This window comes from Pseudomonadota bacterium, assembly GCA_013285465.1.
Taxonomy (GTDB): Bacteria; Pseudomonadota; Alphaproteobacteria; order Micavibrionales; family CSBR16-224; genus CSBR16-224.
This window is the reverse complement of the sequence record CP053449.1, coordinates 2,108,543-2,131,710: the sequence shown is the minus strand read 5'-3', so window position 1 is coordinate 2,131,710 and position 23,168 is coordinate 2,108,543. Positions and strand designations below refer to the sequence as shown.

24 protein-coding genes and 1 other RNA gene are annotated in these 23,168 nt (G+C 53.2%); 16 read left to right on the top strand and 9 right to left on the bottom strand.

The window, feature by feature from the left end:
• Positions 1-29: 29 nt before the first annotated feature.
• Genes HND56_10325 through HND56_10315 form a run of 3 tightly spaced genes read right to left on the bottom strand, consistent with a single transcriptional unit; the run spans position 30 to position 2,504 of the window.
• The gene (locus HND56_10325) at positions 30-1,076 is read right to left on the bottom strand and encodes a DUF5005 domain-containing protein (GenBank protein QKK06060.1); all 1,047 of its coding nucleotides are present in this window, start codon (positions 1,074-1,076) and stop codon (positions 30-32) included.
• Positions 1,067-2,041 (bottom strand): 16S rRNA (cytosine(1402)-N(4))-methyltransferase RsmH, encoded by a 975-nt coding sequence (gene rsmH, locus HND56_10320; GenBank protein ID QKK06059.1) that lies wholly within the window; start codon positions 2,039-2,041, stop codon positions 1,067-1,069. The genes HND56_10325 and rsmH overlap by 10 nt, the downstream gene beginning before the upstream one ends.
• A gap of 7 nt (positions 2,042-2,048) precedes the next feature.
• Positions 2,049-2,504 (bottom strand): division/cell wall cluster transcriptional repressor MraZ, encoded by a 456-nt coding sequence (locus HND56_10315; protein ID QKK06058.1) that lies wholly within the window; start codon positions 2,502-2,504, stop codon positions 2,049-2,051.
• A 456-nt stretch (positions 2,505-2,960) separates the two neighbouring features.
• Between HND56_10315 and secG the strand changes: the two genes are divergently transcribed.
• The 3 genes from secG (at position 2,961) to HND56_10300 (ending at position 5,850) form a co-directional block, all read left to right on the top strand.
• Entirely contained in the window at positions 2,961-3,413 is a 453-nt protein-coding gene (gene secG, locus HND56_10310) for a preprotein translocase subunit SecG (protein ID QKK06057.1), read from the top strand.
• A 61-nt stretch (positions 3,414-3,474) separates the two neighbouring features.
• On the top strand, positions 3,475-5,118 hold the full coding sequence (locus tag HND56_10305) for a CTP synthase (protein QKK06056.1): 1,644 nt from the start codon (positions 3,475-3,477) through the stop codon (positions 5,116-5,118).
• A gap of 105 nt (positions 5,119-5,223) precedes the next feature.
• Positions 5,224-5,850, top strand: a complete 627-nt coding sequence (locus HND56_10300; protein QKK06055.1) for a hypothetical protein — start codon at positions 5,224-5,226, stop codon at positions 5,848-5,850.
• 32 nt (positions 5,851-5,882) lie between these two features.
• Here the strand turns inward: HND56_10300 and HND56_10295 are convergent, their stop codons facing one another.
• Positions 5,883-6,434 carry a hypothetical protein gene (locus HND56_10295; GenBank protein QKK06054.1) on the bottom strand — a complete coding sequence of 184 codons (552 nt, stop codon included), beginning with the start codon at positions 6,432-6,434 and terminating at the stop codon, positions 5,883-5,885.
• A 129-nt stretch (positions 6,435-6,563) separates the two neighbouring features.
• Positions 6,564-7,079: a hypothetical protein gene (locus tag HND56_10290; protein ID QKK06053.1), complete on the bottom strand. Its 516-nt coding sequence runs from the start codon at positions 7,077-7,079 to the stop codon at positions 6,564-6,566.
• Between the two features lie 323 nt (positions 7,080-7,402).
• On the opposite strand from HND56_10290, the gene HND56_10285 reads away from it, so the two are divergent.
• The 9 genes from HND56_10285 (at position 7,403) to HND56_10245 (ending at position 13,556) form a co-directional block, all read left to right on the top strand.
• Positions 7,403-8,245, top strand: coding sequence for a hypothetical protein (locus tag HND56_10285; GenBank protein ID QKK06052.1), 843 nt, complete (start codon positions 7,403-7,405; stop codon positions 8,243-8,245).
• 113 nt (positions 8,246-8,358) lie between these two features.
• Positions 8,359-8,577 (top strand): hypothetical protein, encoded by a 219-nt coding sequence (locus HND56_10280; GenBank protein ID QKK06051.1) that lies wholly within the window; start codon positions 8,359-8,361, stop codon positions 8,575-8,577.
• 5 nt (positions 8,578-8,582) lie between these two features.
• A complete protein-coding gene (locus HND56_10275) occupies positions 8,583-8,990 on the top strand; it encodes a cell division protein ZapA (protein QKK06050.1) in 408 nt (135 codons plus the stop codon).
• 165 nt (positions 8,991-9,155) lie between these two features.
• A non-coding RNA gene (gene ssrS / locus HND56_10270) (6S RNA) lies at positions 9,156-9,314 on the top strand.
• Between the two features lie 193 nt (positions 9,315-9,507).
• A complete protein-coding gene (locus tag HND56_10265) occupies positions 9,508-10,104 on the top strand; it encodes a 5-formyltetrahydrofolate cyclo-ligase (GenBank protein QKK06049.1) in 597 nt (198 codons plus the stop codon).
• Between the two features lie 67 nt (positions 10,105-10,171).
• Positions 10,172-11,023, top strand: coding sequence for a YmdB family metallophosphoesterase (locus tag HND56_10260; GenBank protein QKK06624.1), 852 nt, complete (start codon positions 10,172-10,174; stop codon positions 11,021-11,023).
• Positions 11,024-11,059: 36 nt separating this feature from the next.
• Complete coding sequence (locus HND56_10255) at positions 11,060-11,530, top strand: CBS domain-containing protein (GenBank protein ID QKK06048.1); 471 nt, start codon at positions 11,060-11,062, stop codon at positions 11,528-11,530.
• 21 nt (positions 11,531-11,551) lie between these two features.
• Positions 11,552-12,913, top strand: coding sequence for an ArsB/NhaD family transporter (locus HND56_10250; protein ID QKK06047.1), 1,362 nt, complete (start codon positions 11,552-11,554; stop codon positions 12,911-12,913).
• A 25-nt stretch (positions 12,914-12,938) separates the two neighbouring features.
• Positions 12,939-13,556 (top strand): DUF192 domain-containing protein, encoded by a 618-nt coding sequence (locus HND56_10245; protein QKK06046.1) that lies wholly within the window; start codon positions 12,939-12,941, stop codon positions 13,554-13,556.
• A gap of 2 nt (positions 13,557-13,558) precedes the next feature.
• Here HND56_10245 and HND56_10240 read toward each other — a convergent pair whose 3' ends face one another.
• The 4 genes from HND56_10240 to HND56_10225 form a co-directional block, all read right to left on the bottom strand.
• A complete protein-coding gene (locus tag HND56_10240) occupies positions 13,559-14,248 on the bottom strand; it encodes a hypothetical protein (protein ID QKK06045.1) in 690 nt (229 codons plus the stop codon).
• Positions 14,249-14,262: 14 nt separating this feature from the next.
• Positions 14,263-14,949, bottom strand: coding sequence for a hypothetical protein (locus HND56_10235; protein ID QKK06044.1), 687 nt, complete (start codon positions 14,947-14,949; stop codon positions 14,263-14,265).
• Positions 14,950-15,097: 148 nt separating this feature from the next.
• A complete protein-coding gene (locus HND56_10230) occupies positions 15,098-15,400 on the bottom strand; it encodes a hypothetical protein (GenBank protein QKK06043.1) in 303 nt (100 codons plus the stop codon).
• Positions 15,401-15,405: 5 nt separating this feature from the next.
• Positions 15,406-15,759 (bottom strand): hypothetical protein, encoded by a 354-nt coding sequence (locus HND56_10225; GenBank protein ID QKK06042.1) that lies wholly within the window; start codon positions 15,757-15,759, stop codon positions 15,406-15,408.
• A 183-nt stretch (positions 15,760-15,942) separates the two neighbouring features.
• On the opposite strand from HND56_10225, the gene HND56_10220 reads away from it, so the two are divergent.
• The 4 genes from HND56_10220 to HND56_10205 are packed head-to-tail and all read left to right on the top strand — an operon-like array spanning position 15,943 to position 23,146.
• Positions 15,943-17,346 carry an exodeoxyribonuclease VII large subunit gene (locus HND56_10220; GenBank protein ID QKK06041.1) on the top strand — a complete coding sequence of 468 codons (1,404 nt, stop codon included), beginning with the start codon at positions 15,943-15,945 and terminating at the stop codon, positions 17,344-17,346.
• A gap of 45 nt (positions 17,347-17,391) precedes the next feature.
• Positions 17,392-18,243 (top strand): DUF58 domain-containing protein, encoded by an 852-nt coding sequence (locus HND56_10215; GenBank protein ID QKK06040.1) that lies wholly within the window; start codon positions 17,392-17,394, stop codon positions 18,241-18,243.
• A gap of 13 nt (positions 18,244-18,256) precedes the next feature.
• Positions 18,257-21,040 (top strand): DUF4159 domain-containing protein, encoded by a 2,784-nt coding sequence (locus HND56_10210; GenBank protein ID QKK06039.1) that lies wholly within the window; start codon positions 18,257-18,259, stop codon positions 21,038-21,040.
• A complete protein-coding gene (locus HND56_10205; protein ID QKK06038.1) occupies positions 21,041-23,146 on the top strand; it encodes a hypothetical protein in 2,106 nt (701 codons plus the stop codon).
• Positions 23,147-23,168 lie beyond the last annotated feature (22 nt).

The window sequence follows — 23,168 nt, the reverse complement described above, 5'->3', positions numbered from 1 at the left end:
ATACTTTTATCATAATATAGTGACATATGTCAATATTTCTTGGCGGGAAATTTGACGAAGCGCGGATAATATAATGCCTCATCGTCAAAAATATCTTTAATATTCAAGCTGTTCGTAACGTAGCTCAGCAATGTGCCGTTTTCCGCCGTTAGATGCGGATGGGCTTTGCCCGCATAGGAAATAAGGTTTTTATTCTCGCTTTTGGGCAGGTCGCAGATCGTTTCCGGTTCGCTCCATAATCCTTCGGGGCGGGCGGCGGAACGGATTGTCAGCGCGGTATCGCCGAAACCGCTCGTCTGGATACACAGATATTCCTTGCGATCCGGGTCGTAATGCAGCGACATTTCCGTCTGTGCATTTTCAAAGAGCGGTACGGCATCATCGATATTTTTTTTCCATTTATCGCCGCACCAGTATTCCGCTCCGCTCATATCCTGTTTTGCGAGACTGTCTAAAGACCAGCGTGCGGCATAAACCGGTTTTTCCGGAGCGGCGTCGCGGACGCCAAGCGCATAAAGATACGCATCATCTTTTACGACACCGCCTGCGCCGAAAATGATTCCGGCCTGATTGTCGGGCGGGGTCAGCGTTTGTAAATGCCAATCGGCAGGATTGTCATCAGGATTATCAATGGATATGGCGAGGTACGCGACAGTTTCAAAACCCAGCGGATCAGGCGGTTCATCAGCGGCGTGATCGGTTTCACGGACACGCATCGCGAAAATCAGCAGACTGCCGTCATCAAGCCGGATGCCGTGCCCCGGCCATAACCATGTGTCATCACCGCTTTCGGGGAAAAAGGAGGAGGGCGGGGCGCTTTCATTCTCGCGCCAGTAAAAATCCATTTTTGCCGTTGCGGGGTCGTTTCCGGTCTGGATGGCGATGCTGTTGCGCACCATGGTGGCATCGGCGCGGGTGCTGTTGTCATCAGAGGCGATAAAGCTGTCACCGAACAACCATAAAACCCGCCCATCACCCAGATCGACGGAGGAGGCGCCGTCACCGCCCAGCCAGCGCGGATTGCGGTGGAACAGATTTTCCTCTTTTGCCGTATTGAAAATATCCTTCATGGCCATGCTGTCTCCGTCCGGATGGCCCAGCGCAGATTGGCGGAGCGGGAGCGCGGATTGCGTTTGATTTCTTCATCGCTTGCGGTTTCCGGTTTGCGCTGCCGGAGCCGGAAGGGGAAGGCATTTGCCTCCGCCAGTGCTTCTGCTGCGCGCTCTGCAGGCGCATAGCGCGACATATGGGTTTTCGGCGCGGCATAGCTGCGGAAGAAATTTTTCACGATGCGGTCTTCCAGCGAATGGAAGGTGACAACGGCGAGAATACCGCCGGGTTTCAGGATTTTTGCGGCGGCGTTAAGGCCGCGTTCCAGCTCGCCCAGCTCGTCATTCACCGCGATGCGCAGTGCTTGAAAACTGCGGGTGGAGGGGTCGATTTTATCGCCGCGTTTCGGCGGCAGGGCGCGGCGGATAATCTCCGCCAGAGCCGCTGTCGTTTCGATGAGCTGTTCCGCGCGGGCCTCGACAATGCGGCGGGCAATGCGGCGGGATTTTCGCTCGTCCCCGTATTTATAGAGCAGATTGGCGAGGTCTTCCTCATCCATTGTGTTGACCAGATCGGCGGCACTTTCGCCATGTTCGGGATCCATACGCATATCCAGCGCTCCGTCTTTCTGGAAGGAAAAACCGCGTGCGCCGTCATCAATCTGCATGGAGGAGACGCCGATATCCAGCATGATGCCGTCGACACCGTCAGGGCATTGATCCGCCAGAAGTTTGTCCATATCACCGAAACAGCCGCGCACGGGAATCAGGCGGCCGGGATAGGTCTTGGCCAGATTTTCTGCGGTGACAATGGCGGACGGATCGCGGTCGATCGCATAGACAATGCTGTCTTTTGCCGCATCCAGCACGGCGCGGCTGTAACCGCCTGCGCCGAAAGTGCCGTCAACATAAGTGCCGCCGTCTTTCGGTGACAGGGCTTCCAGCACCTCGCGCAGGAGGACGGGAATATGCGGGGCATCTGAGGAAGACATGTTTTTCTTACGCGTTTTTGTTCGGGGGTACGGTTAAGCCCTTATCCTGAACGTTTTGGCGCGCATCGGCAAGGCGTTTTTCAAGCGCGTCCGGCTCCCATATCTGGAATTTCCGTCCCATACCGACAAAAGCGGCCTTGTCGGACATGCTGCAAAAGCCGCGCAAATCCTCGGGCAGTACGATGCGGCCATCGCCGTCAAAGGGCAGCTGCCGCGCCTCGGCAAAAATCATACTGGCCAGATCATCCTGCGTGTCGGAAAACAGGTCGAAATGGTCAAGGCGCTGTGCAATCTCGGTCATGTCATCCATGCCGAATCCCTCCAGCGCCTGATGGCTGCGCGAACGGAAAACGACAATGCCCTGAAACGGGTTGGCTGCAAGGGCGGCACGGAAGGTCGCCGGCACGGAAACGCGTCCCTTGCCGTCGATTTTGTTCACATATGTGGATAGAAACAAGCCCACTTTATCTGCCTTTAACCCTTTGCATTATTGAAAGAAAACAGGCCCCCTCCCTTTTATAAAGAAGGGTGAAGGCCTGAATCTTGTCGTCTCCAAAAGTGTATCTTCGCTTTATTCTATGGGGCTTTGCGCCCTTATCTGTCTGCCCGTTTTGTCTTGTATGTCCCGGATAAGCACGTCATTTGCGTCTCCAAAACCATCGGTCTGACATATCCGTTCTGCTGTCAGCATGTTGTTTTTTATGATTCGCTGTACAGCTGTATGGTATATAATGGTATATCATGGGAATTGATGGGAAAGCAAGGGAAAAAGTGGAGTGGCATGTAAAAACCGGATAGCAGCCTGCGGAAAAGCAGGCATGATTTGCGCTTGATTTCGCTGCACGGATGCGTTACAAACAGGCCTTATTCGGACAGGGATAAGACATCCCTAAAACAATGAAAAAACGGATTTTTTAAAATGGAAGCAGTTGTTCTGGTCATACATTTGATTGTCGCGCTCGGTATTATCGCGGTGGTGCTTTTGCAGCGTTCGGAAGGCGGCGGGCTTGGCGTCGGCGGCAGCGGCGGCGGTATGGGTAATTTCGCCTCGCAGCGTGCAACGGCGGATGCATTGACGCGTCTGACAACATGGCTGGGAACGGCTTTTGTGATCACAAGCCTGACATTGGCGATTCTCGCGACGCACAGATCAGCGGAACAATCCGGCTCCATTCTGGATGTGAAAACGCCGCAGGCACCGGCAATGAATAAAGATGCGCCGGAAGAAAAAGGCGCGGTTGAAGGCGGCGCAGCGGTTGAAGAAACCGCAGAGATGCCTGCCGAAGATGCGGCTGTTGCGGAAGACGGCGCTGCGGCGGACACGGCAGACGAGACAACAGAAGAAAAACCGGGCGATAAAGCCGCGGAATAAGCCGGATGATCCGGCGCATAATTTTTACGTTTACGCGTGAGCTTCAGGAAAACACGTTTCAATGGCGGCAAGATATATTTTTATTACAGGCGGTGTTGTGTCCTCTCTTGGGAAAGGCATTGCCGCCGCTGCCCTTGGTGCTTTGCTGCAGGCGCGCGGCTTCAAAGTCCGCATTCGCAAACTTGACCCTTATCTGAATATTGATCCCGGCACGATGAGCCCTTATCAGCATGGCGAGGTTTTCGTCACCGATGACGGTGCGGAGACTGATCTTGATCTTGGTCATTACGAGCGTTTTACAGGCGTTTCCGCCCATCAGAACGATAATGTGACGGCAGGCCGTATCTATTCCCGTGTGCTGCGTAAAGAGCGCCGCGGCGATTATCTGGGGGCGACCATTCAGGTTATTCCGCATGTCACCAATGAAATTAAGGAATTCATCGCTTCCGATCAGGATGACGAGGATTTTATTATCTGTGAAATCGGCGGAACGGTCGGTGATATTGAAGGTCTGCCGTTTTTGGAGGCCATCCGCCAGTTCGGAAATGAAGTCGGCCCGGCGCGTGCCTTATTTGCGCATGTAACGCTGCTGCCCTATATTCCGGCCGCCGGAGAGCTGAAAACAAAACCGACCCAGCACTCGGTGAAAGAATTGCTGTCTGTCGGTATTCAGCCCGCCTTGCTGCTGTGCCGTGCGGACCGCGCCATTCCGGAAGATGAACGCCGCAAAATTGCGCTATTTTGTAACGTGCAGGAAAAACGCGTGATTTCCGCGCTGGATGTGAAAAATATTTATGAAGTCCCGCTCAGCTATCACGCCGAAGGGCTGGATACGCAGGTGCTGGATTATTTCGGTATGGAGGCGGGGCCGGTCGATCTGTCGGTCTGGCAAAAGATCATTGATACGATCAACAGCCCCGAAGGCAAAGTAACCGTCGGTATTGTCGGTAAATATGTCGAATTGCCGGATAGTTATAAATCGCTGATGGAGGCTTTGAACCATGGCGGGCTGGCCAATCGCGTCGCGGTGGATATGAAATTCATCGATGCGGCGGAGCTGGAGAAAAAAGACGATGCGGCGCTGCGGGCGCAGCTGTCGTCACTGGATGCCATTTTGGTGCCGGGCGGCTTTGGCGACCGCGGTACCGAAGGAAAAATTATGGCTGTGCGTTTCGCGCGGGAGCAGAAAATTCCCTATTTCGGTATTTGTCTGGGGATGCAGCTGGCGGTGATCGAAGCGGCGCGTAATCTGGCAGGGATTGCCGGCGCGGGATCCAGCGAATTCGGCAATTGCAGCGATGCGGTCGTCGGTTTGATGACGGAATGGGTGAAAGACAGCGGCGAAAAGGAACAGCGCGGCGAGGATGATGATAAAGGCGGTACGATGCGTCTGGGCGCTTATCAAACCGATTTGAAAAAAGGCTCGCAGCTGGCGGAAATTTACGGCGGTGCGGAAACGATTTCCGAGCGTCACCGCCACCGTTATGAGGTGAATACCAATTACCGCACAAAACTGGAAGAGGCGGGATTGATTTTTAGCGGCATGTCGCCTGACGGTGTTTTGCCGGAGACGGTTGAGCGCAGCGATCATCCGTGGTTTGTCGGCGTGCAGTTCCATCCGGAGCTGAAATCGCGCCCCTTTGCGCCGCATCCGCTTTTCGTCTCCTTTATCGGGGCGGCGGTGAAGCAGTCCCGTCTGGTGTAATGAGAGTTTTAACGATTTATGTCTTTCTATCGGCTTGATTTTGAAAGTTGAACGTGGCACGATGGACGCCGAAATGAGAGCTTTTAAATAAGGGTGAACAGCATCATGTATGACGATAATAACTGGCAGGTCGTTCAAGGCCCCGAAACCGAGCCGTTCCTGAAATCCGTTAATCCCGTTGCCGGAAAACATACGGCATCCGCGCAAACAGCCAAGGTTGAATGGCGTCAGTTGCCGTTTTACAAAAATATTGCCATGGTGCGTGTGAGTGATTCCGCATGGCCGAAAGGCGTCGGTCCTTTCTGGTTTTTGGCAAAACAGGGGCAAATGTTCCATCTGGACGGCTCCAGTACGCCGATTCACGAAGCAAATGAAGCCGGTCCTGTGCATGTTGATGAGGAAAATGTCCTCGATTATCTGCGCTTTTTCTGCTATTTCGTTCACGGCGATGAAGGGCCGTTTCTGGTTGTGGAAAAGATGGATGATGATGCTTTCGATCACGCCAAAATGGATGATGCCATGCGCAAAGTTCTGGAAGGCGCAATCCGCCCCGCGTCTTTTGAAGGCCGGAATGAAAAAGGCGAATTGCAGGCCAGCGGTATGGTTCTTTACGGCGATGCGCTTTTTGCCGCACGTTTTTCGATGACCGAAAACGGTCTGATCGAAATGGTGGATGACGAACCGATTGCCGCCGATCTGCCGGTGACGAATAAGCGTCCGGCCACCAGCTAAAAAAACAATTCCTGTTTATCTTTTTTAAGAGATTACATTGCGGCGTTGACGCCTGTGCGCAGAATCGTGTTCCACAGATACTGGTCTTCCATCTCGTCCACTTCCTGCTTGCCCTGAATAGTGGCCTGCGTCAGCTTGTTATCGTGGAAAATCAGGATCAATATCAGATCATGGCCTTTTTTGTGGATTTTGACCTTGGCGAAACCGAGTGAGCCTTCGCTTTCAATAAAGCGGTAGGGCAGGGAATAGCCGTCATAGCGCAAAAGCTGACGGCGGAATTTCTCAAGCTGTTCGGGGGTGCCCTGCATCTGCGAATTGCCGTAGAGCGCCGTCTGGATGTCCTGAAGGCTGAGGCGGTTGAATTTTTCTTCCGGAATATTCAGGGCGGTGAAGACGTCTTTTTTCTTCATGCCAGCCTTGAGCTCGCCAACGCGGGTCTGCATATCCTGTTTGCTGTCAAACAGCTCGGTATTTACATGCTGGTCGGCAAGCTTCATACAGCCGGAAAGCATAAAAATAAGGGCAAGGACGGTTGCAAAAACGCCCATATTCAAAACAAAACTATTCTTTCGGCGGGCCGCCATACACTCTGTTCTCCTAAAAAAGCATGCGGTTTCCCTATCATTTATTCTACCACAGAATGTTTAGAGATAGCTTAAAATTGCTGAAAAATAAATATGTTGCAGTGCGGCAGGGAAAAGTGACGTGCGGTGTTAAACCACGACCGATTGTGTTGTGGAAGGTGTTGTTGCGTTGGAAACGGGTGCCGAAACAAAGCTGCTGACATTCGATGTCGTAACAGGCGCAGGCGCCGGTACCGATGATGTTGAGGTTTGCGGTGCGGGTGCCGCTTCTGTCGTCGCTGTATCCTGTGCGAAGAAGGCGGCGCCTGTCGTTGTGCCCGACTGCGTCGTGGTGGTTGTTGCGCCGTCATTGGTATTGACGGGGGTGAAGCTGCTGTCTTCGGCTGTGACATTACGGTTATCCAGCTCGGCCGCACGCTGAAATGCCTGAATTTGCCCTTGCGTCGGGAACTGGCGAATAACTTCGCCTTCCTGGGAGCGGTATTCCAGAATAGCCAGATCAAGCAGGTTATCAACACGAATGCGGGAAGAGATGAATGATTCGTTTCGGACGCTGCCGGAAACTTCCGGGGCAGAGACAGCCTGTGCGCTGTTGCGCACATTCAGAGGGGATACGGCCCCGCCTATGCTTAAAATCTCCGTCATTATCCTGTCCTAAACGTTCTGTTCGTAAAAAACATTTCTACATTTTCAGTGTAGCATAAATATCTATAAAAGTCAATTTGAGCGCTGTTTTCAGGCATTATTTTGCAGGATGAATCGTTAAGAAAAAGTTAAAAAACAGTTGCGACTTTTATTGCGATATGTTAAAAGTAAAACCCGATAGATTGACATTTCCGTGCGGTTTGTTATAAAGCCGCTCTGGGAAATATAGGAATTTTTAGGCATTGTCACGAAGCAAGATGCGCCGCGACAACATAAATAACAGTGTAAATCAGATTATATATTTAGAAAAGGGTAGAAAGACCATGGCTAAAAAAGACCAAAAAGACGTTCAGGAACCGCAAAAAGATATGGATCTTATTGAGGGCGACGCACCGGAAGCGCCGAAAACGGTTGATACGGCTGAAACCGATGATGCGCATACGGCTGTTGCCGCTGCGGCTGAAACCGCCGAAGAGGCACCGGTTGCTCCGAAGGGACGTAAATCGCCCTTGCAAATTTTGCGCGAAGAAAAGGCAAAAACCATTGCCGTGAAAGAACAGTTTGAAGAGCCGTTCCAGCAGGCGCAGGAAGTGGCCGTTGAAAAGAAAACCGGCCTGCCCGTAAAACTGGAAAAGCTGCGCACCCAGCTGGATGAGCAGGCGGCGGAAAAGCTGCGCGTTTCTCAAGAGAGCGTTGACCGTTTCACAAAAACCGTCGACTCGCGCTATAAGGAAATCCATTCACTGGAAGCACAGCTGAAACAGGCGCTGCAAAAACTGCAGGAAGAAAAGAAAGAGCTGTCCGGCGCACAATCAACGCTGCGTCAGGAAACCGATACGGTGAATAAAGAAAATGCCGAAACCTACCGTACGACGGAAAAGGAACTGAAAGCTGATCTGAAGACCGCGCAAGCGGAAGAAAAAGCCGCGAAAAAAGCGCTGAGCAGCAATGTTCGTAAAGAGCGTATTGCCACCGTTAAAAATACGGTCAAAGGCTCGCTGGCCTACGCTTTCGGCCTTGTGGCAGCAGTGCCGGATGTGATCGTCCGCGGCGTGCGTTCGCTTTACGGTATGGCGGCGGAAACGCTGGGAACCTTTAACCGCGTAGCAAAACGTTCGGTCAAAGAATACAAAAAACCGACATGGTTTACCAAACACCGGAACTGATTTTAGGCATCGCACGGTTTGAATCTGTTTCAGACCGTGCGAGCGCTTGATCTTTGCGAAAAAAATTTCTATGATCGTTGTTACAGCGATTACATCTTAGGGGTTCTGACACCATGAAGGAAACAGTCTTGCCGGCATTGAAGCATCTGGAAAAAGCGGTCGCCCGCCTTGAAAAACATCTGGATACGCACGGAAAAGAGCTTGCGACAATGCAAGGGGAGCCCGAACTGTTCGCATTTGCCAATGAAAATGACCGCCGGTTTAAAAAGGCGCTGGCCAACAAGCTTGACAGCACGATCGCGCGTTTGGAAACCCTGCTGGCCGAGGAGTAAGAGCCGTGTCGGAAATCACCATCAATATTAATGGCCGCGGCTATGACATCGCCTGTGATGTCGGGCAGGAAGGCCGTGTGCTGGATCTGGCGACTTATGTCGATCAGCGCATCAAGGAAATCAGCCGTTCGGGTGCTGCGTATAACGATTCCCATCTGATGGTGCTGGCGGCGTTACTGCTGGCCAATGAGGCACTGGAAGCACGCGAAAACGCCGGTCTCGGTTCGCCGCTGAAAATGGATGCGCCGGAGGAAACGGATGCCGGTGCCGATGTTGCGGATGATGCCGCAATTGCAGAGCTGGAAGAAACGCTGGAGCGTCTGGAAGCTGAAAAGCAGCAGGTGCTGGCAGTGATTGAACAGCTGACGGCGCGTGTTGAAGGTCTGACGGCCAAAGTCGAAGCTTTCGGCTAGAGCACCCATCGTTCAATATGGGCTGCGTTGCTGCGTCGCTCATGTACTTGTACGTACACTTCGCTCCTTGCGCCTGTCCCCTATTGAACGCTGTGCGCTCTAGAGGCGCAGGATGTTTTGCTTTTTGTTTTTGTTAGCCGATATTATTCTACGTCTAAGTTTATGAGGGTGCTGCGGTGTGCGTGAGATTCTATATCGCAGAGGCCGACAAACATTCGCTCGGGAGCTGCCTCTGGCCGGATCGAGGTCCGGTTATTGCGGTGCCCACCTGGTAGACCAGGGCCACTTGCGGATAAGACAGTCCACGGCATATGTGGCACCCTCACCACTTTATAATACTTCTCCGGTTTTGTTAGAATCTGTCCCGATCAAACAGCCCGTAATCCACTCATTTTAAAGTTCTGGAAAATAATTGTCTTTTTTCGCAATTGTTTATGCCCAATCGCTCTTGTCATTTATTTCGTAACATGGTTTAATTTTGGAGACATCGTTCTAAAGCAGGAAGGAAGATAAAAAAATGGAAGCGCGACAGCATATGCCTGCCTCTGATAAAAAAAGCCTCAGAGAACTCTTTTTGACTGAACGCCGCAAAATTTCTCCCGTTGTAGAACAGCATTATGCTGCTGAAATCGCCAGCAAGGTTCTCAATAATTTCGACTTTAAAAACAAAGTTATCGCCGGATATTGGCCCGTCCATGGCGAGGCGGATATCCGTCCCGTGCTGATGCATCTATCTTCGGGCGGACATCGCTGTGCATTGCCGGTCATCGCACGTGAAGACGAACCGCTGATTTTCCGCGGCTGGGCAAGCACGGTGAAAATGGTGCAAGGGGCGCACGGTATTCCCGTTCCCGATAAAAACGATCCCGTGGCTGAAACACTTGATCCGGATATTCTGCTGGTGCCGCTGGTGGCTTATGACCGCCGCGGGCAACGTCTTGGTTACGGCGGCGGCTATTACGACCGGACGATCGCGGCACTGCGTGCGAAGAAACCGGTGGAAGTCGTCGGTATCGGCTTTAGTGTTCAAAAATCCGTGGAATTACTGCCGGTCGAGCCGCATGATGTCGTGCTGGATTGCGTGGTAACGGAACGTATGATTGACCGTTTCTGAGCCTCTGCGCGCCCCGGATTTCAGGGTCTAGTTCTCAAGAGGTGTGAAGGATTAATTTTCAATGACAATACGGTTTCTTTTTCTGGGCGATGTGGTCAGCGCGGCTGCTTGCCGTGAAATTGCGCGTTTGCTGCCTGTCTGGCGCCGCGAATGGGCGCTGGATTGCGTTGTCGTCAATGGCGAGAATGCGGTAAAGGGGCGCGGCATTACGCCGGATGTTTGCGCGGATTTATATGATGCGGGTGTGGACTGCATTACCACCGGTAATCATGTCTGGGATCAGCGCGAAATTATTCCCTATATTGAAAAAGACGACCGTTTGCTGCGTCCCTTGAATTTGTCGGATACGATGCCGGGACGCGGATCGGTGATGTTGCAGACGGCGGGCGGTGCAAAAGTGCTGGTTGTGAATATGATGCTGCGCCTGTTCATGTTTGATATGGTTGATGACCCTTTCGTGAAAATGCAGAATTTATTGCAGAAATATACGCTGGGTCGCGATGTGCAAAGCATTATCGTTGATGTTCATGGCGAAGCCACCAGCGAGATGCAGGCTTTCGGTCATCATTTTGATGGCCGTGTGTCCGTGGTTGTCGGCACGCATACCCATGTTCCGACATCGGATTATCAGATATTGCCGGGCGGCACGGCGTTTCAGACCGATGCCGGCATGTGCGGCTGCTATGACAGCGTTCTGGGTTTTCACAAGGAAGGCGCGATCAACCGTTTCCGCCATAAAGTACCGAAACCGCCGATGGATCCCGATGAGGATGAGCGGGTAACGCTGGCGGGATTATTCGTCGAACTGGATGAAAAGACGGGGCTGGCCGTGCGGGTCGAGCAAGTTTTGTCCGGCGGTATTTTGCGTCAGTCTCTTCCTTTTTCGAACCCTGCCGGAAATGCGGCAGTGAACGGATAATAAAACCATCGTCACGAAGAAAGGGTCTTTTGAACAATGTCCTGTATATCCGCTATGCTAAAAAATCCGCTGACGGTATCACCGAAAGATACGGTCGGTAAAGGCATGGAGCGTTTGCTGAAAGAACGGATCCGTTCCATGCCCGTTGTGGACGGCCGTGGAAACTATATCGGCATGTTCCATTTCCGTCAGGTTCTAAAACAGCTTTTACCGAAATCCGTATTGGCTGAAGGCGGTGTGGATGATCTGGATTTTCTGCACGGCACTGACCAACAGGTTGTCGATAAGCTGGGTGATGTTTATAAAATGAAAATCGGCGATGTCGTGGATACCGAACGCCCGGTTTTACGGGAAGACGAAGTTTTTTGGGCAATGGTGCATATGATTTATAAATATGATGCCCCGATGGCGGTTCTGAAAGCCGATACGCGCAAACTGATCGGTATTGTCTCTAAACAGTCGCTGATCGAAGAGCTGTTGCGCCGCCGCGCATTCAAAGAAGAATAAGAAAAAAAGGATTAAAGAAAAATGGTTGTAGGGCATGGTGGCGGCGGAGAAACATTTACGCCGGATGTGATTTTCGGATTGGATCCGTTGATAACGGCGGCGGTGATACTGGTTGCCGCTTATGCGGTGATTATTACCGAGCGTGTTAACCGCGCCGTGGTGTCGCTGATCGGTGCCGGATTGATGGTGTTGACGGGGGTTTTGAACCAGTCGGCGGCCATTCGCGGTGTTGATTTCAATACGATTGCGCTGCTGGTCGGTATGATGACCATTGTCGGCGTCTCCAAGAAAAGCGGTATTTTTCAATATATAGCGATTTTAACGGCCAAATTTGTGCGCGGTGATCCGCGTCTTTTGATGGTCGGGTTATCAATCATCACGGCTGTTTTCTCGGCTTTGCTGGATAATGTGACAACGGTGATGCTGATTGTGCCGGTGACGCTGCTGCTGGTCGATCAGTTAAAACTTCCGGCTTTTCCGTTTTTGTTCACGCAGATTTTCGCGTCAAATATCGGCGGTACGGCAACATTGATCGGTGATCCGCCCAATATTCTGATCGGATCGGCTGTTGATCTCAGCTTTATGGATTTTGTCTATAATGTCGGGCCGCCGGCACTGATTACCATGGTTTTGATGATGTTGATTTTTGATGTCATGTGGGGGCGCAAGCTGAAAACCAGTGATAAAGACCGCGCTTATATCATGTCCTATAACGAGAAAGAGGCGCTGAATGACAAAGTACTGCTGGTGAAATCCGGAATTGCTATGGGACTGGCTTTGCTGGGCTTTACCGCCGGACATGATATGGGTTACCAGCCGGGAACGGTGGCACTGTTCTGTGCGGCGTTGCTGCTGCTGATGGATGGTTGGCGCAAATCTCCGGAAACACAGTCCAAAAAAGTGCATAGCGCACTGAATACCGTGGAATGGGAAACCATCTTTTTCTTCATCGGTCTGTTTATCATCGTCTATGGTGTGGAAACGACCGGGCTGCTGAGTATTTTTGCGCATAAATTTCTGGCCTTTACCGAAGGAAATATTGCGATGACCGGCATGCTGATTTTATGGGTGTCGGCGATTGCGTCCACGATTGTGGATAATATTCCTTTTGTGGCGACGATGATTCCGATGATTAAGGCGATGGGGCCCAATCTGGGCGGTGATCAGGCTTTGATGCCGCTTTGGTGGTGTTTGTCGCTGGGCGCCTGTTTCGGCGGTAACGGATCACTGGTCGGTGCCAGTGCCAATTTGATTGTTGCGGGATTTGCCGAACGTGCGGGGGAGCGTATTTCCTTCATGCGCTTCCTGAAATTCGGCTTTCCGTTGATGTTGGTGACCATGACGGTTGCGTCCGTCTATGCGTGGTTTGTCTATTTACACTAGGCTTCCGTACTTTTAGGATGGATGCATGAGACGTTTGAAAAAAATACTGGTCTTCATTGTGATCCCCGCCTTTATCATATTTGCGGGCGTGACGGCATGGGGTTATTTCGTGCTGATGCCGAAATATAATGAAGTCATGTGTCACAATACCGGGCCGGAATTCCCGCTGAAAGAGCTGATCGGCTTTGATTTTGACGATAGTGATGAAATCTATGTCGATTCTTCCAAACTGACGGCATCGGAAAATCAGCTGGTTGTGCTGAGTCCTGACGGGCATGAAACCCAGTTCCGCGTTGAGGTTGCCGCTAATGATGCCCAGCGCCGCCGCGGGCTGATGCATCGCCGCCGCCTGGATAAGGATTCCGGTATGCTGTTCCTGTTCTGGGATGTGAAAGAGCGTTCCTTCTGGATGAAGGACACGCATCTGCCGCTGGATATTCTGTTTTTAAACCGTGACGGTACAGTGGCGAAACTGCATGAAAATGCCGAACCGCGTTCAAAGGCGTCCATCCATTCCGGATCGCGCGTCTGGGCGGTACTGGAATTAAACGGCGGCACGGCGCGTGACCTTGGTCTGGTGCCGGGCGGCGGCCGTGTTATCCATGAGGCATTCGAATCCCCTGAACAGGAAGATGATCTGTAAGCTTAATGTTTCGGCTTGAGGCGTTTTTGAGCTAGCTTGTCCAGCCCGCGGGCAAGGTCATAACGCTTGTTGTCGGCTGTGCCGCTGACACAAAAAGCAATACCGCCGATGAGAGACAGCATAAAAATAGCAAAAGACGTACCAAAGCGTAGATCTCTCATATCGTCGAAATCGCTCATCATCTGACGAATTTCTGTGGCTTGTGCCTGCACATCATCGCCGGAGACGGTCGCACGCGCTTCTTCCAGTGTCGGCGCACCGATGGGCAGGGACACATATTCGGTTTCATCAATCGTGAGATTTCCGCGCAGGGCGGTGTAATCGCCTTCCGTTAGTTTGCTGTCGGTCAGGACGCGGCTGGCAAAATCCTGCCCCAGTGCGCGGAGCTGCGTTTCACGCTCAATGGCATTGTGCTGGAAATCCAGTGCCGTTTCCGGCGTGTTTTGGTTGACGGCGGCTTCGCGCAGCATTTTTGCTTCGTCAAACAGCTGTGTCAGGGATTGTCCTTCCTGCGTATAGGCGGCAAGCGCGGTCTGACTGTCCGGATTTGTTGTTTTATTGTAATCAGGACCGATGGAGGAAATGCCGAAAATCAACGCAATCGGCGCAGCAACCAAGCTGCCGTAATAAGCGATACCGCCGCCCGTACTGCGCAGAAATTTACCGGATTTTGATTCATGGTCGCTATACATGGTGGATACATCCCTTAATGCTGCGGTTTGCGGCGGCGTTTCTGGCCTGCTTTGATCAGGCTGTTGGCAGCGGTTTTGCGTAAATCTTCACTGGTGCCGGAGCTGATAAAAGCGCCGCCGCCGACGACGATTGTTACAAAGCCGATCAAGAGCGATAACATGACAGAGCCAAAGCGCCCGTCGTCGTAACCGTTCATGGCTTCCATGATTTGCGGCGTTTTATCTGCAGCTGTTTCTCCCTGTGCGGCGGCGCGTGCTTCTTCCAAATAGCGTTCGCCGGCGGGAAGATCGACATAGTCGGTGGCTTCAATTTCAAGATTTTCATCCAGAAAACGGTAATCCTGCTCGGTCAGCCTTGCGTCATTTAAAATTTTGCTTTCCAACGCATCGCCTTGCGTAATCAGATCGCGCTTGATATCGACGATGCGGTTTTGAAAGGCGATGACCTCATCAGGACTGTTCTGGCGGGCGGAGGCCTCTTCTAGGGCGGCAATGGAGTTGTAAAGCCCCATCATATCTTGGCTTTGCGCGGTATATTCGGCAACAGCGGCCTGACTGTCGGCAGTGGTGCCGTCATTGTAATCTGCAATATCATTATTCAAGGCAAAAATGGCTGAAAGCGGAATCGCCGCCAGTGCCGTATAATAGGCAATGCCGCCGCCTGTGCTTTTCAGGGCTTTCCCAGCTTTTTCAAGTGCCATTATTTTAGAATCCCTCTTGGAAAATACATCGCCGTTCAAGGGGTTATTTTTAACATAATCATATATTTTTGTCAAGGAAAGCGCACGAAAAGCCGCCTGTTTTCAAAGAAAACAGGCGAACTTTTCTTTGGAGGAAACTGTTAAAGCGTCAACCGCTATTCGGTGACAGATAGCAGGGCGTGCAGCGGAACGGCGCCTGATTCTCGAATTCAACCAGCAGGATGGCATTACGCTCTTTAATGGCGTTGATCACATCCCGGGCGACATTGGGGAAAATGGCATGATGTGCCTCGGTACCGACAATGACGGTGTTATTATCCTGTACGGCGAACAGAAACGGGCCTTTTTCGCGGTTTTCATCCAGCGCCGAATGGCGCAGCAGGAAGAATGCGACGGCGTTACGGTCATTGGTGAAAATTTCGTAATCTTCAACAAGCGCTTCATTGGCCATATTTTTTATCCTTGTGCCTCATCATTATCGTCAACGACCTCTGCCGCCGCCGGAGCTTCTGTAGGGGCGGCCTCTGCGGGCGGCGCTTCTACTGCGGCAGATGCCGCTTCGGTTTTCTGTGCCGGCTGCTGTGCGGCTGCGCGGCGTCCGCCGCCACCACCTGCGCCCGGTGCGGAGGCACCTGCACCAACCGTTCTCAACACATTCGGCTGCGGCGGTGCGACATCTGTTTCCGGTGCCTGTTCCAAAGACCATTCATGGGCCTTGGTAATCCCCGGCGTATTCATGTAAAACGCCACAAGATTTTGCGCATCATCGCCCTTTAACTGGTTAATGGCGGGGGCGGATAAATCTAACATTTTGCTTTTCCTTTGCTTTTCCCGTCATACGGCTTCGTTTTCATTATCTTATTCTAGCCCGAAAAAATTAATTTTTGGTTTTTATTTCGCGCTTCTTAGTACTATTCTATCGCGGTAAGGGAAATCAGGGCAAGTAGGCGTTGCAACTTATTGCCGCTTTGTCTTTTAAGGAATTATTTTTTCATGGAAAAATCTCTTTTCGATCATGCGACGGAACAGGAAAAAACCGCACCGGAAAAGACATCCGGCGCAAATGCGCCGCAGGAAATCACGGTCAGCCAGCTGAGTAACCTACTGAAGCGGCGTATCGAAGACGAATTCGGCTATGTTCGTGTGCGCGGGGAGCTGTCGCGGGTCACAGTGGCCAAATCGGGACATCTTTACACATCTTTGAAAGATGAAAATGCCGTACTTGATTCCATCTGCTGGAAAGGCACGATGGCGCGGTTGTCCGTGAAACCGGAGGAAGGGCTGGATGTCGTCTGTACGGGGCGGTTGACAACCTATCCCGCGCGTTCGAATTATCAGCTGATTATTGAAAGCATGGAGCTGGCAGGTGAGGGCGCGCTGCTGAAAATGCTGGAAGATCGGCGCAAAAAACTCGCGGCGGAAGGCCTGTTTGACGAAAACCGTAAAAAAACGCTGCCGTTTTTGCCGGATGTCATCGGTGTTGTGACCTCGCCGACCGGTGCGGTGATCCGCGATATTCTGCACCGTCTGGCGGAGCGCTTTCCGCGCCGCGTGCTGGTCTGGCCGGTGATGGTGCAGGGGCAGGGCGCGGCTGAACAGGTCAGAAAAGCGATTGAGGGCTTTAACGCCTTGCCGGAAAATTCTCCGCACCGTCCCGATGTGCTGATTGTGGCGCGCGGCGGCGGATCGCTGGAGGATTTGATGCCGTTTAATGACGAGGCGGTTGTCCGTGCGGCGGCGGCAAGTGCTATTCCGCTGATTTCCGCTGTGGGGCATGAAACCGATACGACTCTGATTGATTATGCCGCCGATTTGCGTGCGCCGACACCGACGGCGGCGGCGGAAAAGGCCGTGCCTGTCAGGGCGCAAATTGCCGCGCAGGTGCTGGATTATGAAGGACGGCTGGTACAGGTGATGCAAAGCCGGTTGATGCTGTCGCGCCGCCAGCTGGAAGCTTTGGCGCGCGGGCTGGGTAATCCGGCACGTTTGCTGGAAACCGCCGTGCAAAGGCTGGACCAAGCCGGACTGCGGCTGGATATGGGATTGAAAAACTGGCTGGCACAGCGGCAGGCGCATTTGCGCGAATTATCGGCGCGGCTGACACCGTCGGCATTGCGGACGCAGGCTGTGCATGACGGGCGGCAATTGCAGAATTTGACGGAGCGTTTGCAGACAGTCATGCGGCAAAAAACAGAAACGGAAAAAAAACGTCTGGAATTTTTATCCGCAATGCTGGAGAGCCTGTCCTTTAAAAAGATATTAGAGCGCGGCTTTGCGCTGGTGACAGACCCGAAAACCGGAAAAACCGTGCATGGCGCGGCGGAACTTTCGGACGGGGATTTTGTCGGCTTGCAATTCCATGACGGAAAGCTTTCTGCTATTATCAAAACGGACTGAAACGGAATAACGCAAGATATTCACCGATAAAGAAAAAATCATTTCATGAGCGAATTTGCCGAATTATTGCAAAAAGACAGCCTGCCCGACCTGATCGTGGCGGCGGAGCGCGTCGCGATGAATGTGATTCAAGGCAGTCACGGACGCCGCCGCGTCGGTATGGGGGAAAGCTTTTGGCAGTTCCGCAGCTATCTGCCCTCCGACCCTGTACGCAGTATTGACTGGCGGCAATCGGCAAAACGCGACAATACCTATATCCGCCAGACGGAATGGGAGGCGGCGCAAACCGTTATTTTATGGCATGACGCATCGGGGTCGATGGATTACAGCTCCGACCCTGCGAAATTTCCGACCAAAAAACGCTATGCGATGTTTCTGCTTTTGTCTTTGGCGGGGGCGCTGCTGCGCGGCGGCGAAAATGTGCTGGTGCCGGGGCACCGCCCTTTACAGGGCTATCCGTCTTTGCCGCATGTTGCGGAATTGCTGATGCAGCAGGGGCGTCCTTTGTCCGATCTGGGAAAACTGCCGCGTGATGCGCATGGCGTTTTTGTGACGGACGGGCTGATCGACACGGAAGAACTGGCGCAGGATGTGCAGCAGCTGGCCTTGAACCGCATTGACGGGCATTTTGTGCATATTCTTGACCCTGCCGAGAAATCACTGCCGTTTTCCGGCCATGCGGTCTTTACCGGGCTGGAAGAAGGCGAAGAACCGCAGAAAATACAGGATGTGCGGACAATCCGCGCCGCCTATCAGGAAAAACTGGAACAGCATCGCAAGGCGTTGAAGACGATCGTCAAGGCGGCAGGGTGGTTTTTCCATGAGGCGGGTACGGAAGCCGCGGCAACGGATGCCGTTTTGCCGATTTATGAAATGCTGATGTTTAGCAAAAGATAGGAAAAGGGCGCTGATGCCAAGTTTGGTAACATTTCTGTTTCCCGCCGTGTTATTCGGGTTTGCGCTGCTGCCGATTGTCTGGCTGCTGCTTAGGCTGTTGCCGCCGACACCAAAACGGATTCCGTTTCCGGCCATCATGCTGCTGCGCAATTTGCAGGAAACGGAAAAGCCCAGTCAGCATACGCCCTGGTGGTTGCTGTTGCTGCGCGTAACGGCGCTGGGTCTGTTTATTCTGGCGATGGCGGAACCTGTAACCCATACCGCGCAGGAGCTGTATGATTCCGTGTTAAAGAAAGACCGTCCCGTACTGCTGCTGATTGATAATGACTGGGCGGCGGGGCAGAACTGGCAACAGCGGCAGGATATGGCGCAGCGTCTTATCGAACGCGTACACCGCAGCGGCCGCAATATTATTGTTGTGCCGACGGCCTCCCGCATTTATGACACCAATATCGTCGCGGCAGAAGCCGCCAAAGGGCTGGTGCGGCAGATTACGCCGCAGCCATGGCCCGCCGATTATGATGACATCGCTGAAAAAACCGCCCGTTTAAGTAAAGAGCTTGATACGTTCTGGATCAGTAACGGCTTTCATTCCGGTGTCGCGGGGGAACAGCAGAGTTATAAGGATTCGGAAACCTATCACCTGATCAATCTGCTGCGGGACAGGGGCGAGGTTACGCTGGTGGATGCGGGCAATGATGCCTATTTTCCGACATTGCTGAAAGTGCTGCCCGGCAAGGATAAAAACACGCTGACGCTGGAGGCGCGGCGCCTGACGGAGACCGAACAGGCTGTCCCCGCCACGGTTGTCATGTATGGGGAAGGCGGGCGCGTGCTGGGGCAGGAGCGGATGATGATTGCCGCAGGCAGCAGCAAAGAAACCGCGCAGGTCGCAATTGATACGGACCGCCGCAACCAGTTGACGCATCTGAAAATTCAGCAGGCAAGCCATGCGGGCGGCACTTATATGGTGGATGAAAACTGGCGTTTCCGTCCCGTCGGGATTGCCGCAACCGAGGCGATGCTGAATAATCAGGGCTATTTGAATGACATCTTTTATATGATCCGCGCTTTGGAGCCTTATGCCGATCTGCGAACCGGTACGGTGCATGACATGCTGGAGGGAGCAAAACTGGCCGTGATGATGATCAGTGACGATTACCCGCTGACATCCGATGAACGCGGAGAGCTGCGCGGCTGGGTTGAAAAAGGCGGGATGCTGGTACGTTTTGCCGGGCCGAATATTGCCGCACAGCCGGACAGGGATAATCTTCTGCCGGTGCGTCTGCGTTACGGCGGCCGCGATTTTGAAGGTAGCCTGACATGGGATGTGCCGCAGGAACTGGGCGGTTTTGCCGAAACGGGCCCCTTTGCAGGGCTGGAGATTCCGGAAGACAGCAAGATTACGGTCTCCAAACAGGTCTTGGCGGAGCCGTCTTTGGAGCTGGAGGAAAAAATCTGGGCGCGTCTGACGGATAAAACACCGCTGGTCACCGGCGGGACGGAAGGCGCGGGGCATATTGTCCTGTTTCATACCACCGCCAATCCGTTATGGAGCGATATCAGTATTTCGGGTGTTTTTATCGAGATGCTGAAGAGGTTGATCGCCCTCAGCGTCGGCGTGACGGGTATTGAAGGGCAGGATGTTCGCCTGATGCCTGACAGGCTGCTGGACGGTTTCGGGCGTTTGCAGCCGGCGGGAACGCAATTCGAGCCGATTACCAACCAGAAGGATTTTCTGGTTAATCCGAAAAATCCGCCCGGTTTTTACGGCGAGGGCGATGCGCTGAAAGCCTTTAATCTGATTGACCATGTCAATCTGCCGACCACGCGTATTACCTATAATCTGCCGGATGAGGTGAAAGTTATGCCTTATGAAAGCGGTAAGGAAACCTCGTTCAAGCCGCATCTGGCGGTGACGGTCTTGCTGTTGCTGCTGGCTGATTTTCTGATTTCGCTTTATATGCGCGGCTTGTTGACGCGTCCGGTGCGGGCGGCGATGGTAATCGCGGCAGTCTCGCTGCTGGGTTTTTTGCCCGGTACGGCGCTGGCACAGCAGCCTGCGGTGAAGGAAAGCGAAGCCATCCGCTATACGAATGAGACATGGATCGCTTATGTGATGACCGGAGACGGCAATCTGGATCAAACCAGCCGCCGGGGGCTGGATGCTTTGCGCCGGATGGCGGGGCGGCGGACATCGGTGGATATTCAGGGTGTTGTCGGCGTTAATCCCGAACGGGATGTGTTGACTTATTTCCCCTTTATCTATTGGCCGATTTCCGCATCGCAGACGCCGCTGACAAGACGCGGACGCGATAATGTGCAGGATTATCTCGAGAATGGCGGTTTGATCCTGTTTGATACGCGTGACAGTCAATACGGTATGGATGAAGACCGTGTCGATCAGGGCCGCGGTGCGCAGCATCTGAAAACCCTGCTGCGCGGTATGCGGATACCGGCATTGCATCCCGTGCCAGAGATGCATGCGCTGCGGCGGTCTTTTTATCTGTTGGATAACTTCCCGGGCCGTTATAACGGCGGCAGATTATGGGTGCAGAAAAAACCGGCACAGGACCATGATAATGTGCCCAGCATGATGATTGGCGGCAATGATTGGGCCGGTGCCTGGGCAACAATGGATAACGGTCGCCCGATGTTCCGCATTGATTCCGGCGGAGAAAGACAGCGCGAGATGGCCTACCGTTTCGGCATTAATGTGATTATGATGGCGCTGACCGGTAATTATAAGGTCGACCAGATCCATACGCAGGAACTCTTGAACAGGATCGGGCGGTAGATGCAGCAATATATGACGCTCAATTTTGTTCCTTTACTGCCTTGGCAGGCTCTGGCCGTGCTGGGCATGTTGGCCTTCGTACTGTTTGTACTGGCACTGTTGCGTCGTGCGCGCGGCACATGGTGGCGCGGTCTGGCGCTGGCGCTGGTCTTTCTGGTACTGTCCAACCCGTCCGTGATGCAGGAACAGCGCGAAGCCATCAAAGACACGGTTCTGATTGTTACGGATAATACGCCGAGTGAAAAAGTCGGTCAGCGCCCCGCATTGGTGGCCGGTGCGATGGATAATATCCGCAAACAGCTTGAAGCGCTGCCGGATGTGGAGCCCGTCTACTTGACGGTGGAGGCGCAGGAGGATGAAACCCGGTTGTGGTCGGCCATGCGCGAAGCGGTGCTGGAACAGGAAGAAAACGCATTGGCGGGTGTAATACTGGTGACGGACGGGCAGGTGCATGATGCGCCCGCCGCACCGCTGGAGGATGAACGTCTGAAAAACATCCCCATCCATACCGTTTATACCGGCGGCAAGGATGAAAAGGATATTTCGGTGATTGTCACGCAGGCGCCGCGCTATGCGCTGACCGGTGATACGGTGACGGTGACGGTGCGTATTGATGCGCAGGGCTATCCGAAAGGGCAGACCGAAAAACTGCGTCTGGACGTCATGCAGGACGGGGATCCTGTCGGTGTGTTTCCGGTGGTGATCGGCGAGGAACGCAAGCTCAGCTTTAAAATGGAACATGCCGGTGACACGGTTCTCAGCTTTACGGTTCCCCGGCTTGAGGGCGAATTGACGGCGGCGAATAATACCGCCTTTTCGATTATCCGCGCGGTGCGTGACCGTTTGCGCGTGCTGCTGGTTTCCGGCAAGCCGCATGCGGGGGAGCGCACATGGCGGAACCTGCTTAATTCCGATCCGGCGGTGGATCTGGTGCATTTTACCATTCTGCGTTCACCGCAGGCGCTGGATCCGACGCCGTCGCATGAGCTGTCATTGATTGCCTTCCCGACACATGAGCTGTTCCAGCGCAAAATCAAGAATTTCGATCTGATCGTCTTTGACCGCTATCACCTGCAAGGCATTTTGCAGGGATTTTACATGCGCAATATCCGTGAATACGTGAAAAACGGCGGGGCGCTTTTGATGGCATCGGGCGATGAATATGGCGGTGAAAGCTCGCTGTACCAAACAGGTGTGCGCGATATTCTGCCGGCCCGTCCGCTGGGCGGCACAATTGAAAACGGTTTTATCCCCGAGAAAACCGAGCTGGGCGATGTGCATCCCGTCACCGAAAGGCTGACGGATAAACAGCAGGCATGGGGGCGCTGGTTCCGTCAGGTCAAGGCAGAAGTTGCGCCGACATCGCGGGTATTGATGACGGGGGCGGAGAAATATCCGCTGCTGGTACTGGATAAGGCTGAAAAAGGCCGCGTGGCATGGCTGGCCAGCGATCACACATGGCTGTGGGCGCGCGGGCTGGAACATGGCGGCCCGCAGAAAGAGCTGCTGCGCCGTCTGGTGCATTGGCTGATGAAAGAACCGGAGCTGGAGGAAAACCGTCTTGTGGTCAGCGTGAACGGTTTTGATCTGACTGTGCGCCGCCGCGCTTTGCTGGATGTAGATGAAAATATCGATATTGCCATGTTTACGCCGGAGCAGGAGCAAAAAACATTGACGTTGCGGCGTGAAGATATGCGCCGTTGGCAGCGCGGTGATGTGAGTGTTGACCAATACGGGCTTTACCGTTTTGAAGATCCGACATCAGGGCAAAAAGCCTTTGCCGTTGTCGGCCGGATTGATGTGCCTGAAATGCAGCAGGTGATTGCCACGAATGAAAAACTGGCACCGTTGACGGCGGAAACAGGCGGCGGTGAAGTCTGGTACCGTGAAGCGGGACAGGGTTTTGAGCTGCGCCACGGCGCCGGATTTGCCAAATTGAAATATTACGGCGATGACTGGATTGCCGTGAAAAAGAATGAGGCCTATCGCGTGACCGGTTTGAAAAGCTTTCCGCTACTGCCGCCGCTTGGCGCAATGCTGGTGATTGCGCTGGTGATGATGATGGCATGGTATCGCGAGGGGCGCTCCGGCAGGCGGCAGTCATAACGGAAAAGAAGGTATTTATATA

Bases quoted from the DNA above. Each gene is read 5' to 3' on its own strand.
- HND56_10240 (QKK06045.1), bottom strand. From the start codon at position 14,248: ATGTATAGCGACCATGAATCAAAATCCGGTAAATTTCTGCGCAGTACG.
- HND56_10300 (QKK06055.1), top strand. From the start codon at position 5,224: ATGTATGACGATAATAACTGGCAGGTCGTTCAAGGCCCCGAAACCGAG.
- HND56_10245 (QKK06046.1), top strand. From the start codon at position 12,939: ATGAGACGTTTGAAAAAAATACTGGTCTTCATTGTGATCCCCGCCTTT.
- secG (QKK06057.1), top strand. From the start codon at position 2,961: ATGGAAGCAGTTGTTCTGGTCATACATTTGATTGTCGCGCTCGGTATT.
- HND56_10250 (QKK06047.1), top strand. From the start codon at position 11,552: ATGGTTGTAGGGCATGGTGGCGGCGGAGAAACATTTACGCCGGATGTG.
- HND56_10325 (QKK06060.1), bottom strand. From the start codon at position 1,076: ATGGCCATGAAGGATATTTTCAATACGGCAAAAGAGGAAAATCTGTTC.
- HND56_10290 (QKK06053.1), bottom strand. From the start codon at position 7,079: ATGACGGAGATTTTAAGCATAGGCGGGGCCGTATCCCCTCTGAATGTG.
- HND56_10230 (QKK06043.1), bottom strand. From the start codon at position 15,400: ATGGCCAATGAAGCGCTTGTTGAAGATTACGAAATTTTCACCAATGAC.
- HND56_10205 (QKK06038.1), top strand. From the start codon at position 21,041: ATGCAGCAATATATGACGCTCAATTTTGTTCCTTTACTGCCTTGGCAG.
- HND56_10305 (QKK06056.1), top strand. From the start codon at position 3,475: ATGGCGGCAAGATATATTTTTATTACAGGCGGTGTTGTGTCCTCTCTT.
- HND56_10215 (QKK06040.1), top strand. From the start codon at position 17,392: ATGAGCGAATTTGCCGAATTATTGCAAAAAGACAGCCTGCCCGACCTG.
- HND56_10210 (QKK06039.1), top strand. From the start codon at position 18,257: ATGCCAAGTTTGGTAACATTTCTGTTTCCCGCCGTGTTATTCGGGTTT.
- HND56_10280 (QKK06051.1), top strand. From the start codon at position 8,359: ATGAAGGAAACAGTCTTGCCGGCATTGAAGCATCTGGAAAAAGCGGTC.
- rsmH (QKK06059.1), bottom strand. From the start codon at position 2,041: ATGTCTTCCTCAGATGCCCCGCATATTCCCGTCCTCCTGCGCGAGGTG.
- HND56_10295 (QKK06054.1), bottom strand. From the start codon at position 6,434: ATGGCGGCCCGCCGAAAGAATAGTTTTGTTTTGAATATGGGCGTTTTT.
- HND56_10220 (QKK06041.1), top strand. From the start codon at position 15,943: ATGGAAAAATCTCTTTTCGATCATGCGACGGAACAGGAAAAAACCGCA.
- HND56_10255 (QKK06048.1), top strand. From the start codon at position 11,060: ATGTCCTGTATATCCGCTATGCTAAAAAATCCGCTGACGGTATCACCG.
- HND56_10265 (QKK06049.1), top strand. From the start codon at position 9,508: ATGGAAGCGCGACAGCATATGCCTGCCTCTGATAAAAAAAGCCTCAGA.
- HND56_10235 (QKK06044.1), bottom strand. From the start codon at position 14,949: ATGGCACTTGAAAAAGCTGGGAAAGCCCTGAAAAGCACAGGCGGCGGC.
- HND56_10285 (QKK06052.1), top strand. From the start codon at position 7,403: ATGGCTAAAAAAGACCAAAAAGACGTTCAGGAACCGCAAAAAGATATG.
- HND56_10225 (QKK06042.1), bottom strand. From the start codon at position 15,759: ATGTTAGATTTATCCGCCCCCGCCATTAACCAGTTAAAGGGCGATGAT.